Below are 14,994 nucleotides of genomic sequence, written 5' to 3' on the forward strand. Positions count from 1 at the left end.
ATCGCGTAGCGTCCTCCCCATGGCAGACGGGCCCGGCCGCGGCGGCGACGACGAGAAGCGCTTCGACTGGCTCTACGGCGGACAGGGGGCGAGCGACCCCGACGCGACCCGGCCGGTGCGACGCCAGCCCCGGCCCGCCTCCCCCGCCGCCGGGTCGGGCGCCCCCGACGACGAGGCGACCCGGGTCATGCGGGCCCGACCCCGTGACCAGCCCCGTGACCAGCCCCGTGACCAGCCCCGCGCGGCCACCCCGCCGCCCCGGGCCCCGGTCGCGCCGCCGCCGGCCGCGGCCTCCTCGGGGCGCCGACGTCCGCGCTTCCGCGCGCGCTACGTGCTGGTCCTGGTGCTGCTGTGGGTGGTCTACCTGGTCGCCGTGCCGGTCTTCGCCTGGACCAAGGTCGACAAGGTGGCCTTCGAGCCCCGCGGGGAGCGCCCGGCGGAGCAGCCGGGCACGACGTACCTGCTCGTCGGCAGCGACTCGCGCCAGGGGCTGAGCGCCGCGGAGCGCAAGGAGTACGGCACGGGCGACGCGAGCGGGCAGCGCACCGACACGATCCTGCTGCTGCACACCGGCTCCGGGCCCAACCTGCTGATGTCGATCCCCCGCGACTCCCTCGTCGACGTGCCCGGGTCGGGCACCACGAAGATCAACGCTGCCTACGCCTTCGGGGGCCCGAGGTTGCTCACGCGGACCATCGAGGAGAACACCGGCATCCGCGTCGACGAGTACGTCGAGATCGGCATCGGCGGCTTCGTCGACCTCGTCGACGCCGTGGGCGGCATCGAGATCTGCCCCCGGCAGGCCATGGACGACCCGCTGGCCAACCTCGACATCGAGAAGGGCTGCCAGGAGGCCGACGGCGTGACCGCGCTGGGCTACGCCCGCTCGCGGCACACCAGCGGGCTCGGCGACATCGAGCGCGCCCGTCAGCAGCGCGAGGTGGTCGCGTCCATCGGGCGCGAGGTGGTCTCGCCCTGGTCGGTGCTCAACCCCGTGCGCTACTGGCGGCTCAACCTCGCCGCCACCGAGACGGTCACCTTCGGCGACGGCATGAACCCCGCCCGGGCCGCGATGTGGGCCTCGGCGATGACCCGCGTCAACGGGGACAACGGTCTGACCTGCTCGGTGCCGATCAGCGACCTCGCGGTCAACTGGGACCCCGAGCGCTCGCGGCAGATGTTCCAGGCGATCATCGACGACGACACCGACAGCATCGACGACAGCCTGTGCACGCCCTCGGGCCTGCCGGAAGGAGCCACCTCGTGAGCTACGAGACCCTCACCTGGAGCGTGGACGACGACGGGGTCGCGACCCTGACGCTGCACCGCCCCGAGCAGCTCAACGCCTTCGACCTGGTGATGGCCCGCGAGCTGCTCCAGGTCTTCACCGTCGACGCCCACGACGACGCCGTGCGCGCCGTGGTCGTCACCGGCGCCGGTCGCGCCTTCTGCGCGGGCATGGACCTCTCGGCCGAGGGCAACGTCTTCGGGCTCGACGAGTCCCTCGACGTCACCCCCGAGGAGCTGCGCGAGCGCTACGACCAGGAGCCCTACCAGGACGGCCTGCGCGACACCGGCGGCAAGGTGACGCTGGCCATCCACGCCCTGCCCAAGCCGGTGATCGCGGCCATCAACGGCGCGGCGGTCGGCATCGGCGCCACGATGACCCTGGCCATGGACCTGCGCCTGGCCTCGACCCGGGCCAGGGTCGGCTTCGTCTTCGGCCGGCTCGGCATCGTCCCCGAGGCGTGCTCGAGCTGGTTCCTGCCCCGCATCGTCGGGGTGCAGCAGGCGCTGGAGTGGGTCTACTCCGCCGACGTGCTCACCGCCGAGCAGGCCCTCGAGGGCCGGCTGCTGCGCTCGGTGCACGAGCCCGACGACCTGCTGCCGGCCGCCCAGGAGCTGGCCCGCTCCTTCGTCAAGGACCGCTCCCCCGTGGCGCTCGCCCTGGCCAAGCAGCTGGTCTACCGCAACAGCGCCGCCCCGGAGCCGCTCGACGCGCACCTGTCGGACACCCTCGCGATGTTCCACACCTCGATCGGCGACGGCAAGGAGGGGGTGGCGGCGTTCAAGGAGAAGCGCACGCCGGTCTTCACCTCCCGCGCCTCCGAGGTGCCGCGGGTCTTCCCGCGCTGATCCGGCCCCGTCCCTCGACCGGAACCGGTCCGGACGCAGACGACCCCCCGCCCAGGAGGGCGGGGGGTCGTCGACGTCGAGGGGGCGTGGCTCAGCCGGCGGCCGCCGCGGCCTGCGTCTCGGAGGTGGCGCCGGCGGTCGACAGACCGCCCGACTTGTCCTCCAGGTGGGCGCGCACGAACCAGTGGAAGAGCTCCAGCTCGTTGATCTGGGCGATGAACATGTCCTGGGTGACCAGGTCGAGGTCGTCGAGCTCCTTCATGCCGTCGCGGTAGGAGGAGATGACGCCCTGGTAGACCAGGTCGAGGGCACCGAGGTGCTCCTGGGTGGTGGCGCGACCGATGCTGTACTCGTCCCAGGTGCGGTTCTCCACCAGCGAGCCGGGCGTGCCCTTGGGCGAGCCGCCGAGGGTCGCGATGCGCTCGGCGAGGTCGTCGGCGAAGCCGCGCACGGTCTCGACCTGGGGGTCGATCATCTCGTGGACGGCGATGAAGTGGGGACCCACGACGTTCCAGTGGACGTGCTTGAGCGTCAGGTGCAGGTCGTTGCAGGCGTAGAGGCGGCCCTGGACCAGCTCGACGACGCGTGCAGCGTCCTCGTCGCTCATGCCGGGCACGGTGTACTTGAGGTTGGGAGTGGCCATGGATCGAACGTACTGCGGCCCTCCGGGGGTCCCATCACCCGAAGGGGTGCCGCTCCCGCGCACGCCTCAGGCCGGGGCGATCGTGCGCTCGAGGAGGGCCCGGAGCTCGCTCGTGTGGCGTTCCGCGGCCTGCTCGTCGTACATCGAGGTGTCGGCCATCGAGTAGCCGTGCGCGGCGCCGGCGTAGACCTCGTTGAGGTGCGGGCGACCCGCCTCCTGCAGGGTCCGCTCGAGGGTCTCGACGGCCTCCAGCGGCATCGAGGCGTCCTGGTCGGCGTGGCCGAGCACGAACTCCGCGGTGGAGGCGGCCACGGCCAGGTGCGGGCTGTCGGGCTCGTCGGTGACCAGTCCCCCGCCGTGGAAGCCGCCGACCGCGCCGACGGTGCCGGGGAACTGCCCGGCGGTGCGCAGCGCGAGCCGCGCGCCCATGCAGTAGCCGATCACGCCGATCGGGCCGTCCCCGGCGTGCTCGAGCAGCGTGGCCACCCAGGCGTCGGCGTCGGGGCCAGACCGGTCGGGGGTGAGGGCGGCGATGCGGTCCATGACCCCGGAGGCGAAGAAGGCCTCCCGGGCGCCGTCCTCGCGCAGGTCGCCCTCGGGCTCGAGGTCGGCGGCCGAGCCGTCGCGGTAGAACACGTGCGGCACCAGCACGACGTAGCCCCACGAGGCGACGCGGTCGGCCATGTCGCGGGTCTGTCGGCGCAGGCCGATGGCGTCGACGTACATCAGCACGCCGGGGCGGCCGTCCTCACCGGTGAGGTAGGCCTCCGCGGTGCCGTCGGGGGTCTGGATCGAGAGCGTCTGCTGGGTCATGGCGCCGACGCTAGCGACCGCCCGGTCACCGGCCGGTGCCGACCTAGAGCCAGGCGTCCTCGACGTCGAGGACCGTGCGGTCGAGTCGCTCGAGCAGGTCGAGCTGCGGGTGCACCCGGGGCAGGTCGCAGCGCACGAACCAGCGCGCCGCGTGCCGCTTGCCGGCGTGCAGGTCGCTGTCGCCGTCGGCGGCCATCGCCTGCTGCAGCCACAGCCACGCGACCACGACGTGCCCCGCCACCTCCAGGTACGCCGAGGAGTTGGCCGTGCTCACCCGGGGGTCGCCCGCCGACCAGAGCGTCGCCGTGACCGCGACCAGCCGGTCGGCCGCGGCCTGCACGGCCGCGGCGTCCTGGGCCACGTCGCCCCCGCGGGCCGAGGCCGCGTCGGTCGTCTCCCTGATCCGGCGGGCGAGCAGGCGCAGGCCCGCACCGCCCTCGGCGACGACCTTGCGCCCGAGCAGGTCGAGGCCCTGGATGCCGTGGGTGCCCTCGTGGATGGGGTTGAGCCGGTTGTCGCGGTAGTGCTGCTCGACGTCGTACTCGCGGGTGTAGCCGTAGCCGCCGTGCACCTGGATGGCCAGGTCGTTGGCGGCCAGGCACCACTGGGAGGGCCACGACTTCGCGATCGGGGTGAGCACCTCGAGCAACCGGTGCGCCTCCTCGCGCGCCGCGGCGTCCTCGGCGGTCTGCTCCTCGTCGACCAGTCGGGCGGTGTAGAGCACCAGGCCGAGACCGCCCTCGACCCAGGCCTTCATCGTGAGCAGCATCCGGCGCACGTCGGCGTGCTCGACCAGGCGCACCGGCGGCGAGGCGGGGTCCTTGGCGCCGACGGGGCGGCCCTGGGTGCGCTCGCGGGCGTACGCGAGGGCCTTGAGGTAGCCGGTGCAGCCCAGGGCGGCCGCGCCGAGCCCGACGCCGACGCGGGCCTCGTTCATCATGTGGAACATCAGCGCCAGGCCACGGTGCTGCTCCCCCACGAGGTAGCCCACGGCGCCCGGCTCGCCCCCGGGACGGTGGGCGCCCTCGCCGAAGTTGAGCAGCGTGTTGGTGGTGCCGCGCCAGCCCATCTTGTGGTTGAGCCCGGCCAGCACGACGTCGTTGCGCTCGCCCAGCGAGCCGTCGTCGGCCACCAGGTGCTTGGGCACCAGGAAGAGCGAGATGCCCTTGACCCCGGCCGGCGCACCCGCGGTGCGGGCCAGCACGAGGTGCACGATGTTCTCGCCCATCTCGTGGTCGCCGCCGGAGATCCACATCTTGTTGCCGCGCAGCCGGAAGGTGCCGTCGGGCTGCTCGGTGGCGGTCGTGGTCACGTCGGCCAGCGAGGAGCCCGCCTGCGGCTCGGAGAGGCACATCGTGCCGAAGAACCGGCCCTCGAGCATGGGGCGCACGAAGCGCTCGACCTGCTCGGGGCTGCCGTGGGCGACCAGCAGGTGGGCGTTGGCCTGGGTGAGGAACGGGTAGCCCGCCGTGCCGCAGTTGGCGGCCTGGAACCACGCCGCCACCGCCGAGGCGACCACCTGCGGCAGCTGCAGGCCGCCGAGCTCCTCGTCGAAGGTGGCGCCGGTGAAGCCGCTGGCGGAGTAGACCGCCAGCGCCTCCTCCACCTCGGGGTGCAGGTGCACCCGCTCCCCGTCGAAGCGGGGCTCCTCCTGGTCGTTGCGCTTGTTGTGCGTCGCGAAGTGGCGCGTGGCCACCGTCTCGGCCAGGTCGAGCACCGCGTCGAGGGTGTCGCGCGAGTGCTCGGCGTACCGCTCGCGCGTGAGGAGGTCCTCGACCCGCAGCCACTCGTGCAGCTGGAAGGCCAGGTCGGCGCGGGACATCACCGTCGACGACGGGGTGGTGCTGCGGGTCATGACGACCTCCTGCTCAGAGCTGGCTCTGCACCCCCGCGAGGAGCTGCCGGGCCATGACGATGCGCTGCACCTGGTTGGTGCCCTCGTAGATCTGGGTGATCTTCGCATCGCGCATCATGCGCTCGACGGGGTAGTCCTTGGTGAAGCCGTAGCCGCCCAGCACCTGCACGGCGTCGACGCAGACCTGCATGGCCACGTCGGAGGCGAAGCACTTGGCCGCGGCGCCGAAGAACGTGAGGTCGGCGTCGCCGCGCTCGGAGCGGCCGGCGGCGGCGTAGGTCATCTGGCGGGCGGCCTCGATCTTCATGCCCATGTCGGCGAGCATGAACTGCAGGCCCTGGAACTCCGCGATCGCCTTGCCGAACTGCTCGCGCTCCTTGGCGTACTGCAGCGCGTAGTCGAGCGCGCCCTGGGCGACGCCGACGGCCTGGGCAGCGATCGTGACCCGGGTGTGGTCGAGGGTCTTCATGGCGGTCTCGAAGCCGGTGCCCTCGGCGCCGATCATCCGGTCGGCGGGAATGCGCACGTGGTCGAGGTAGACCTCGCGGGTCGGGCTGCCCTTGATGCCCAGCTTCTTCTCGGGGGCGCCGAAGGAGACGCCCTCGTCGGACTTCTCGACGACGAAGGCCGAGATGCCCTTGGAGCGCTTCTCGGGGTCGGTGACGGCGAGCACCGTGTAGTACTCCGACTCCCCCGCGTTGCTGATCCACCGCTTGGTGCCGTTCAGCACCCAGTCCTCGCCGTCGCGCACGGCCTTGGTCTTCATCGACACCGCGTCGGAGCCGGCCTCGGGCTCGGAGAGGCAGTAGGAGAAGCCGCCCTCGCCGCGGGCCAGCGCCCCGAGGTACTTCTTCTTCAGCTCCTCCGAGCCGGCGATCTGCACCGGCAGCGAGCCCAGCTTGTTGACGGCCGGGATCAGCGAGGCCGACACGTCGGCGCGCGCCACCTCCTCGATGACCAGCACGGTCGCGAGGGCGTCGGCACCGGCGCCGCCGTACTCCTCGGGCACGTGGGGGGCGTGGAAGTCGGCGGCGAGCAGCGCGGCCGCGGCCTCGTGGGGGTAGCGGGCCTGCTCGTCCACCTCGGCGGCGTGGGGGGCGACCTTGGCGTCGCACAGGTCGCGCACCGCCTCGCGGATCGCCTGGTGCTCCTCGGACAGGGCGTAGAGGGGATAGTTGGACGTCATAGCATCCGAGGTTACTCGGAGGTAGGACGCACGTGCACCCCGCGACCTAGGCTGGCGGTGTGACCTCCGACGCCCCCCTTCCCGGGGCCCCCCTGACCGGCGACTGGCAGCACGCCGCCTCGGTCGACCTCATGCTCGACGAGTGCGACACCTGGGCCGTCGTCGGACTCTCCGGCGACCCGAGCCGTACGGCGTACGCCATCGCCCACCTGCTCCAGCAGCGCGGCAAGCGGATCGTGCCGGTGCACCCGGCCGCCGCCGGCGGGCGTCTCGTCGTGCTGGGCGAGCCCGCCTGGCCCACCCTCGCCGACGTGCCCTTCGCCCTCGACGTGGTCGACGTCTTCCGTCGCTCGCAGTTCGCCGGCGAGGTGGCCGACCAGGCGGTCGCCGTCGGGGCGCGCGGGGTGTGGCTGCAGCTCGGCGTGGTCGACGAGGCGGCCCTGCGCCGCACCCGGTCCGCCGGCGTGGCCATGGTGATGGACACCTGCCCGGCCATCGAGTGGCGCCGGCGCGGCTCAGCCGTCTGAGGGGCCGGCCGAGGGGCGGTCCGAGGGGCGGCCCGGGCGACCGCGCACGAGTCGGGCCGCACCCTGGGAGGCCAGGGAGACCAGCTGCTCGAGGGGGCCACGGCGCCCGGCGGCGGCGTAGAGCGCGCCGATGCCGAGCAGCACGAGGAGGTGGGCGGGGTAGGCCGAGGACTCCTCGGGCGGCCACAGCCGGTCGGTGCGCAGCAGCACGTGCAGCGAGTAGAGCGTGAGCACCATCGTCCCGGCGCCGAAGACGATGCCGACCGCGCGACGGGCGACGTCGAGGCCGTGGCGCACCAGGGTGGCGTCGAGGAGCAGGCACAGCCCCAGGACCAGGCCCGCGCTGCCGGTGGTCTGCAGCAGGTCGAGCGTGGTGGAGCTGTGCGGCGCCGCGGCCACCAGCCAGCCCGGCTCGCCGGGCGGCGTCGTGCCGAACATGCCCCCGGCGGCCTCGTCGAGCTGCGCGGCGGTGAGGTCGGTGCGTGCCACCAGGGCCCCGGCCAGGGCGCTGGCCCCGACCGCGAGGACCAGCCCGCCGAGCGCGATCGCCGTCCCGACCGCGCGCCGGGCGAGGTCGAGACGGCCCAGGGCCAGCCCCACCAGCACGTAGGACAGCCAGGGCACCGCCGGGTAGTAGCCGGTCCACAGCAGCTCGGCCAGCAGCCCGGTGGGGTCCGCCACCAGCTGGGCGAAGGTCGGGCTGGCGACGCCGCGCGGGGCGAGCTCGGCGCGCAGCACGCAGGAGAAGAGCGGCGCCGCCACCACCCAGGCGGCGGCCAGGCCCAGGAGCGCGGGCGGGCGGAGCCCGAGGAAGGGCAGGGCCAGCAGCAGGAGCACGGCGTAGTAGGTGAGGATCACCGCGAGCCCCGAGTCGGGCTGACCGAGCGCGAGCCCGAGCAGCCCGATCAGCACTGCGCGGACCACGACGCCCGCCGACCGCGCCGCGCGCTCGCGCCCCTGCACCGGCTCGCGGCGCCCGGTCGTCAGCGCGAGGCTGACCCCCAGGAGCACCGCGAAGAGCGCCGAGGCCCGTCCGCCGGCCAGCCACTGCGCCGCGCTGAGCGACCCGTCGGGGTCGCGCGGGTCGACGACGTGGGTCGCCACCATGCCGACCAGGGCCAGGCAGCGGGCCACGTCGACGCCGAGCAGGCGCCCCGCGCCGTCCCCCGACCTCGGCACGGTCGGGTCAGAAGCCGAGGCGACGGGGGGCGGCCTCGCGGCGCACGACCTCGCCCTTGGCGTGGGCCGCGGTGCGCAGCTCGGCCTGGAAGTCGCGCATCCGCTCCTGCAGGACCGGGTCGGTCGCGGCCAGGATCCGCACGGCGAGCAGGCCGGCGTTGCGCGCACCGCCCACCGCGACGGTGGCCACCGGCACGCCGGCGGGCATCTGCACGATGGAGAGCAGGGAGTCCATGCCGTCGAGGTACTTCAGCGGCACCGGCACCCCGATCACCGGCAACGGCGTGACCGCGGCGAGCATGCCGGGCAGGTGGGCGGCGCCGCCGGCGCCGGCGATGATCACCGACAGGCCGCGCTCGTGGGCGCGGCGGCCGTAGTCGAGCATCTCCTCGGGCATCCGGTGCGCGGAGACCACGTCGGCCTCGTGCGGCACCTCGAACTCGGCCAGCGCCTCCGCGGCGGCCTGCATCACCGGCCAGTCGGAGTCGGAGCCCATCACGATGCCGACGCGCGGGGCGGGCCGCCCGGTGGCAGGACCGGTGGGGGTGCCGGTGGGGGTGTCGGTCACGGGTCTACTCGCTCTCGTTGCCGAGGTCGCCGCGGAACCAGGCGGCGGCGTGCCGCGCCCGCTCCAGGCAGTCCTCGAGGTCGTCGCCGTAGGCGTTGACGTGCCCGACCTTGCGCCCGGGGCGCAGGTCCTTGCCGTAGAGGTGCACGCGCAGGTGGGGGTCGCGGGCCAGGGCGTGGGGGAAGCCGTCCCACAGCCGTCCCACCTCGGTGTCGTCGCTGCCGAGGATGTTGACCATCACCGTCCAGCGCGCGCGGGGGGCCGGCGAGCCCAGCGGCAGGTCCATGACGGCACGCAGGTGGTTCTCGAACTGGGAGGTCACCGCGCCGTCCTGGGTCCAGTGACCGGTGTTGTGCGGGCGCATGGCCAGCTCGTTGACGAGGATCCGCCCGTCGTTGGTCTCGAAGAGCTCCACGGCCAGCACCCCGGTGACACCGAGCTCTCCGGCGATGCGCAGCGCGATCTCCTGCGCCTGGCCGCCCAGCTCCGGGTCGAGGTCGGGGGCGGGGGCGACCACCTCGTGGCAGATGCCGTCGCGCTGGGTGGAGGCGACGACGGGGTAGGCCGCGGCCTGGCCGCTGGGCGAGCGCACCACGAGGGCCGAGAGCTCGCGGCGGAAGTCGACGAGCTCCTCGGCCAGCAGGCCGACGCCGCCCTCGGCGGCGGCGCGCAGCGGCTCGGCGCAGTCCTCGAGCGACCGCACGAACCACACCCCCTTGCCGTCGTAGCCACCGCGGGTGGTCTTGAGCACGCAGGGCAGGCCGAAGGCCTCGACCTCGTCGGGGGAGGCCACGACGGCGTTGCGCGGGCACGGCACGCCCAGCTCGGCCAGGCGCGTGCGCATCACGGCCTTGTCCTGGGCGTGGACGAGGGCGTCGGGGCCGGGTCGCACGGCGACGCCGTCGGCCTCGAGCGCGTGGAGGTGCTCGGTCGGCACGTGCTCGTGGTCGAAGGTGACCACCGGGCAGCCGTCGGTGACGCGGCGCAGCGTGGCGAGGTCGCGGTAGTCGCCGACGACGTGGTCGGGCACGACCTGCGCGGCGGAGACACCCTCGGCCTCGGCGAGCAGGCGCAGCGGCAGACCCAGGGCGATGGCGGGCTGGGCCATCATCCGGGCCAGCTGGCCACCGCCGATGACGGCGAGGACGGGAGCGGACTGGGGCACGGCCCCAACCCTAGGAGACGCCCCCGTCAGGCGACCACGGGGCGCTCCGCGGCGGACACGCGGTCGGCCTCGGGAGCGCGGTAGGCCATCTCGGGAGCCCCGACACCGGGGGCGGCCGGGCCGTCGGCGCAGTCGGTCGCGACGTCGGCGTCGATGACGATCGGGGCCACCGGCTGCGCACCCTCGCCGCCCGCGGCCGGGTGGCCGGGAGGCGGCTGCGGCTCGAAGCGCAGGCCCTTGCCGCGGATGGTGGTGATCAGGTGCGGGCGCCGCGGGTTGTCGCCGATCTTGCGGCGCACCCAGCCCAGGTGGACGTCGATGGTCTTGGAGGAGGTCCAGAAGCTGGTGTGCCACACCTCGCGCATCAGCTGCTCACGCGTGACGATCTCGCCGGGGCGGGAGATGAGGGCGAGGACGAGATCGAACTCCTTGCGGGAGAAGGTGATCTCGTCGTCCCCCTTCCACGCGCGGCGGGTCTCGGGGTCGAGGGAGACGTCCTGAACGCTGTACACGGGACAACCGTACGAAGCGACCCGGGCGAAAGTAAGGAAATGCCGCAAAATGACAGTGGCAGGAAACTGTCACACTGGGGGGACTGAAGAAATGCTCAGTGGCGACGAACGGCCACCGGCTCGACGAGGCCGAAGCCGCGCACCGGTCGGGCCGGCAGACGGCGGGTCTCGAACTGGTCCTCCGGCAGCACCGCAGCCGTCGCGGCGTCGATGATGATCCGGTTGCGCCGGGCCACCGCGGTCAGCCGCGCGGCCATGTTGACCGGCGGGCCGAAGACGTCGCCCAGGCGCATCACCACCGACCCGCTGGCCAGGCCGAGGCGGATGTCGGGCATCCGCGGGTCGCGACCGATCACGTTGATGATCCCCTCGGCGGTGTCGTAGGCCCGGATGGGGTCGTCGTTCACGAAGAGCACCGAGTCGCCGATGCTCTTGATCACCCGGCCGCGCTGGGTGGCCACGACGTCGGCGCAGCGCACCTCGAAGAGCTCCACGAGGTCGCCGATGCGCTCCTCGGTGAGGGTGTTGCTCAGGGCGGTGAAGCCCACGATGTCGGCGAAGCCGACGGTGAGCGTGGTCGTGTGGAGGTCCTCGTCGGTGGCGCCGAGGGCCTCGATGCGGGCCGCGGCGGCGGCCAGGTGGCGGCGCCACGCATAGATCAGCATCGACTCGAAGGGCTTGGAGAAGTCCTCGACGACCTGCAGGGCCAGGTCGACGCGGGCCCCGGGGCCGGCCTCGTCGGCGTCCATCTCCTCGACGTGCTGCACCAGGGCCGAGACCTCCCAGTCGGCCAGGCGCGCCATCGTCTGCCCCACCGCACGCGTGAGGTTGACCGCGAGGTCGAAGTCGATGAGCCCGGAGCGCACCACCTCCAGCAGGACGCCCACCGCCTCGGAGTCGGCGCCCATGAAGGCCGCCTCGTCGGCGGGGTGCTCGGGGAAGCCCAGCGCGCGCCACAGCCGGCGGGCCTGCTCGAGCGAGACACCGGCGTGCTCGGCCAGCTCGGGTGAGGTCAGCACCGGCACGTCGCCCATGATCGCCCGCTCCAGGTCGCCCGGTCGCCTGCTCGGCCCCGGCTCACGCACCGTCGGCCCGCGAGCGCGGCTCGTGCAGGTCGTGCAGGAGCAGGTTGAGGCGGCGGTGGGTCTCCTCGACGTGGGGGATGTCGGGCAGCGCGACCTGACCGTGGGTGCTGGCGTCGCTGATGATCAGCGTGCCGCAGCCCAGGAGCCGGTCGACCAGGTGCAGCTCGATGGCCACGTCGCTGATCCGCGACAGCGGGATGTCGTGGCCACGGCGGGTCACGACGCCGGTGCGGGTGATGAGACGACGGTCGGTGAAGGTGTAGGAGGCGGTGAGCCAGACCAGGAAGGGGCGCAGCACCCACCACAGCGCGGCCACGGCGACCAGCGCCCACACGACCAGCGACGCCACGCGGCCCACCTCGCCCTCGAGCAGCACCTGCGCCGCGACGCCGACGGCGAGCAGCACGACGAGGGTCAGCAGCGGCAGCAGCAGCGCCTTGGGGTGGGTGCGGGTGCTGAGGACGACGGACTCCCCGTCGTTGAGCAGCTTCTGCGAGATGGCCACCACACGATCATGTCACCTGCGGGCGACCCGCGCGCACCGGTCGGGCCACCTCACAGGGCGCGCGCGTGCACCACGTCGCCGGCCCCCACGGCCACCTCGCCGTCGGGTCCCGCGACCACCAGGCGACCCTGCTCGTCGACCCCGGTCGCCTGCCCCAGCAGGGTCCGCCCCGCGGGCAGCTCGACGCGCACGCGCCGGCCGACGCTCACGCAGGAGGTGGCGTACGACGCGCGCAGCCGCTCGGCCGCGCCGGCGCCGCCGCCCTGCCAGGTGTCGTAGGACTCCCGCAGCGTGGCGAGCAGGTCGACGAGGAGGGCCGCGCGGGTCGGCACCGGGAGGCCGAGCCGGTCGGCCTCGAGCGCCAGCGAGGTGGCCGTGGCGACCGGCAGCCGGTCGGCAGGGGTCCCGACGTTGAGCCCGATCCCGACCACGGCGGCCGCACCGGCGGGACCCTCGACCCGCTCGACCAGGATCCCGACCAGCTTGCGCTCGCCGCCCGCGGGGGCGCACAGCACGTCGTTGGGCCACTTCACCCCGGCCTCGAAGCCGTGGGCGCGCAGGGTCGCGGCGACCGCCTGCCCGGTCAGCAGCGGCAGCCACGGCCACTGCTGCGCCGGCACCCGCGGGCGCAGCAGGACCGAGAAGGGCAGGGAGGTGCGCGCCGGCATCTCGAAGCCGCGGTCGAGGCGTCCCCGGCCCGCGGTCTGGTGCTCGGCCACCACCACCAGCCCCTCGGCCTCGCCGGCGCGGGCCCGCTCGGCGACCAGCGCGTTGGTGGACGGCGTGGAGGCGACCACCTCCACCCTCAGGCCGGGCACCACGAGCGCGGCCGGGTCGAGCGGGGCGTCGAGCGGGAGCCGCTCCGGCTCGTGGGGTGGGCGCTCGGCGGTGTCCGGGGTCACGGGCACTACATTGACGCACGACCACTCGACGGGCCAGATCAGGAGGCCGGATACACGTGAGCGCACAGCCAGGCGAGGGCACCGACGTCCCCTCTCAGGAGACAGGCATCGACCTCCACACCACCGCGGGCAAGCTGGCCGACCTCGACCGCCGTCTCGACGAGGCGGTGCACGCTGGCTCGGCCAAGGCCGTCGAGAAGCAGCACGCCAAGGGCCGCCAGACCGCGCGCGAGCGCATCGAGCAGCTCTTCGACGAGGGCTCCTTCGTCGAGCTCGACGAGCTGGCCCGGCACCGCTCCACCGCCTTCGGCCTGGAGAAGACCCGCCCCTACGGCGACGGCGTGGTGACCGGCTACGGCACCATCGACGGTCGCCAGGTCTGCGTGTTCTCCCAGGACTTCACCGTCTTCGGCGGCTCGCTGGGCGAGGTCTACGGCGAGAAGATCACCAAGGTGATGGACCTCGCCATCAAGACCGGCTGCCCGATCATCGGCATTAACGAGGGTGCCGGCGCCCGGATCCAGGAGGGCGTGGTCTCCCTCGGCCTCTACGGCGAGATCTTCCGCCGCAACGTGCACGCCTCGGGCGTCATCCCGCAGATCTCCATGATCATGGGCTCCTGCGCCGGCGGCCACGTCTACTCCCCCGCGGTCACCGACTTCACGATCATGGTCGACGGCACCTCCAACATGTTCATCACCGGGCCCGACGTCATCAAGACCGTCACCGGCGAGGACGTCTCGATGGAGGACCTCGGCGGCGCGCGCACCCACAACACCAAGTCGGGCAACGCCCACTACATGGGCTCCGACGAGGCCGACGCGATCGAGTACGTCAAGGCGCTGTTGTCGTTCCTGCCGCAGAACAACCTCGACGAGTCGCCGACCTTCGACGACCCCGCCGACCTCGAGCCCTCCGAGCTCGACCTGGCCCTCGACACGATCATCCCCGACTCCCCGAACCAGCCCTACGACATGCACACCGTCATCGAGGCGGTCGTCGACGACGAGGAGTTCCTCGAGGTCCAGGAGCTCTTCGCCCCCAACCTCATCGTCGGCTTCGGCCGCGTCGAGGGACATTCGGTGGGCGTCGTGGCCAACCAGCCGATGCAGTTCGCCGGCACCCTCGACATCGACGCCTCGGAGAAGGCCGCGCGCTTCGTCCGCTTCTGCGACGCCTTCAACATCCCGGTGCTGACCTTCGTCGACGTGCCCGGCTTCCTGCCCGGCACCGACCAGGAGTGGAACGGCATCATCCGCCGCGGCGCCAAGCTGATCTACGCCTACGCCGAGGCGACGGTGCCGCTCATCACCGTCATCACCCGCAAGGCCTACGGCGGCGCCTACGACGTCATGGGCTCCAAGCACCTCGGCGCCGACATCAACGTCGCGTGGCCCACCGCCCAGATCGCGGTGATGGGCGCCCAGGGCGCGGCCAACATCGTGCACCGCAAGGAGCTCAAGGCCGTCGAGAAGGAGGGCGGCGACGTCGAGGCGCGTCGTGCCGAGCTCATCGACGAGTACGACACCACCCTGGCCAATCCCTACATCGCCGCCGAGCGTGGCTACATCGACGCGGTCATCACGCCCCACGAGACCCGCGTCGAGGTCGTCCGGGCCCTGCGCCTGCTGCGCTCCAAGCGCGAGACCCTGCCTGCGAAGAAGCACGGGAACATCCCGCTGTGAGCGCCGAGCAGGAGCCGGCGGCCCCCGTGCTGCGGGTCGTCACGCCCGACGCGACGCCGGAGGAGATCGCGGCCCTGGTGGCCGTCGTCTCCGCCCTCGGCGCCGGCTCGGAGCCGGCGCAGGCGCCGCGACGCCCCGAGTGGAGCGCCCCGGCCCGCCTGGTGCGGCGCAACCCGCCGCACGGGCCGGGCGGCTGGCGGGCCAGCGCGCTGCCGCGCTGAGCCCACGCGCGG

General features: G+C 73.4%; 16 protein-coding genes. 5 read left to right on the top strand and 11 right to left on the bottom strand.

Features of this window, described 5'->3' with window-relative positions; genetic code table 11:
* Positions 1 to 19 precede the first annotated feature (19 nt).
* Positions 20 to 1,267, top strand: coding sequence for an LCP family protein (locus tag M3673_RS11460; RefSeq protein ID WP_251533778.1), 1,248 nt, complete (start codon positions 20 to 22; stop codon positions 1,265 to 1,267).
* Positions 1,264 to 2,136: a crotonase/enoyl-CoA hydratase family protein gene (locus M3673_RS11465; RefSeq protein WP_056863942.1), complete on the top strand. Its 873-nt coding sequence runs from the start codon at positions 1,264 to 1,266 to the stop codon at positions 2,134 to 2,136. The genes M3673_RS11460 and M3673_RS11465 overlap by 4 nt, the downstream gene beginning before the upstream one ends.
* A gap of 91 nt (positions 2,137 to 2,227) precedes the next feature.
* On the opposite strand, the gene M3673_RS11470 is transcribed toward M3673_RS11465, so the two are convergent.
* From M3673_RS11470 to M3673_RS11485, 4 genes are all read right to left on the bottom strand, one after another.
* Positions 2,228 to 2,779 carry a Dps family protein gene (locus M3673_RS11470; protein ID WP_056863941.1) on the bottom strand — a complete coding sequence of 184 codons (552 nt, stop codon included), beginning with the start codon at positions 2,777 to 2,779 and terminating at the stop codon, positions 2,228 to 2,230.
* Positions 2,780 to 2,845: 66 nt separating this feature from the next.
* On the bottom strand, positions 2,846 to 3,592 hold the full coding sequence (locus tag M3673_RS11475; RefSeq protein WP_251533780.1) for a dienelactone hydrolase family protein: 747 nt from the start codon (positions 3,590 to 3,592) through the stop codon (positions 2,846 to 2,848).
* A gap of 43 nt (positions 3,593 to 3,635) precedes the next feature.
* On the bottom strand, positions 3,636 to 5,447 hold the full coding sequence (locus M3673_RS11480; RefSeq protein WP_251533781.1) for an acyl-CoA dehydrogenase: 1,812 nt from the start codon (positions 5,445 to 5,447) through the stop codon (positions 3,636 to 3,638).
* A gap of 13 nt (positions 5,448 to 5,460) precedes the next feature.
* Positions 5,461 to 6,633, bottom strand: coding sequence for an acyl-CoA dehydrogenase family protein (locus M3673_RS11485; protein ID WP_193661242.1), 1,173 nt, complete (start codon positions 6,631 to 6,633; stop codon positions 5,461 to 5,463).
* A 59-nt stretch (positions 6,634 to 6,692) separates the two neighbouring features.
* Here M3673_RS11485 and M3673_RS11490 point away from each other — a divergent pair, with 59 nt between their 5' ends.
* On the top strand, positions 6,693 to 7,160 hold the full coding sequence (locus tag M3673_RS11490; protein WP_251533783.1) for a CoA-binding protein: 468 nt from the start codon (positions 6,693 to 6,695) through the stop codon (positions 7,158 to 7,160).
* Here the strand turns inward: M3673_RS11490 and M3673_RS11495 are convergent.
* The 7 genes from M3673_RS11495 to M3673_RS11525 all read right to left on the bottom strand — a co-directional run bounded on the left by M3673_RS11495 (position 7,149) and on the right by M3673_RS11525 (position 13,076).
* Positions 7,149 to 8,339, bottom strand: a complete 1,191-nt coding sequence (locus M3673_RS11495; RefSeq protein ID WP_251533784.1) for a heparan-alpha-glucosaminide N-acetyltransferase domain-containing protein — start codon at positions 8,337 to 8,339, stop codon at positions 7,149 to 7,151. The two genes, M3673_RS11490 and M3673_RS11495, sit on opposite strands and share 12 nt — an antisense overlap.
* Before the next feature lie 7 nt (positions 8,340 to 8,346).
* Positions 8,347 to 8,907 carry a 5-(carboxyamino)imidazole ribonucleotide mutase gene (purE, locus tag M3673_RS11500; RefSeq protein WP_268778347.1) on the bottom strand — a complete coding sequence of 187 codons (561 nt, stop codon included), beginning with the start codon at positions 8,905 to 8,907 and terminating at the stop codon, positions 8,347 to 8,349.
* Positions 8,908 to 8,911: 4 nt separating this feature from the next.
* The gene (locus M3673_RS11505; RefSeq protein ID WP_156697850.1) at positions 8,912 to 10,072 is read right to left on the bottom strand and encodes a 5-(carboxyamino)imidazole ribonucleotide synthase; all 1,161 of its coding nucleotides are present in this window, start codon (positions 10,070 to 10,072) and stop codon (positions 8,912 to 8,914) included.
* 26 nt (positions 10,073 to 10,098) lie between these two features.
* Complete coding sequence (locus M3673_RS11510) at positions 10,099 to 10,584, bottom strand: winged helix-turn-helix domain-containing protein (protein ID WP_082500196.1); 486 nt, start codon at positions 10,582 to 10,584, stop codon at positions 10,099 to 10,101.
* A gap of 95 nt (positions 10,585 to 10,679) precedes the next feature.
* Entirely contained in the window at positions 10,680 to 11,618 is a 939-nt protein-coding gene (locus M3673_RS11515) for an adenylate/guanylate cyclase domain-containing protein (RefSeq protein WP_056863912.1), read from the bottom strand.
* A gap of 43 nt (positions 11,619 to 11,661) precedes the next feature.
* Positions 11,662 to 12,174, bottom strand: coding sequence for a PH domain-containing protein (locus tag M3673_RS11520; RefSeq protein WP_056864584.1), 513 nt, complete (start codon positions 12,172 to 12,174; stop codon positions 11,662 to 11,664).
* 50 nt (positions 12,175 to 12,224) lie between these two features.
* Entirely contained in the window at positions 12,225 to 13,076 is an 852-nt protein-coding gene (locus tag M3673_RS11525) for a biotin--[acetyl-CoA-carboxylase] ligase (RefSeq protein ID WP_193661246.1), read from the bottom strand.
* Positions 13,077 to 13,183: 107 nt separating this feature from the next.
* Between M3673_RS11525 and M3673_RS11530 the strand changes: the two genes are divergently transcribed.
* The gene (locus M3673_RS11530; RefSeq protein ID WP_251534343.1) at positions 13,184 to 14,761 is read left to right on the top strand and encodes an acyl-CoA carboxylase subunit beta; all 1,578 of its coding nucleotides are present in this window, start codon (positions 13,184 to 13,186) and stop codon (positions 14,759 to 14,761) included.
* Positions 14,758 to 14,982 (top strand): acyl-CoA carboxylase subunit epsilon, encoded by a 225-nt coding sequence (locus M3673_RS11535; protein WP_251533785.1) that lies wholly within the window; start codon positions 14,758 to 14,760, stop codon positions 14,980 to 14,982. The genes M3673_RS11530 and M3673_RS11535 overlap by 4 nt, the downstream gene beginning before the upstream one ends.
* Positions 14,983 to 14,994 lie beyond the last annotated feature (12 nt).

Origin of the sequence: Nocardioides sp. P86, assembly GCF_023712465.1 — a bacterium.
In the GTDB taxonomy this organism is placed as follows: domain Bacteria; phylum Actinomycetota; class Actinomycetes; order Propionibacteriales; family Nocardioidaceae; genus Nocardioides; species Nocardioides kribbensis.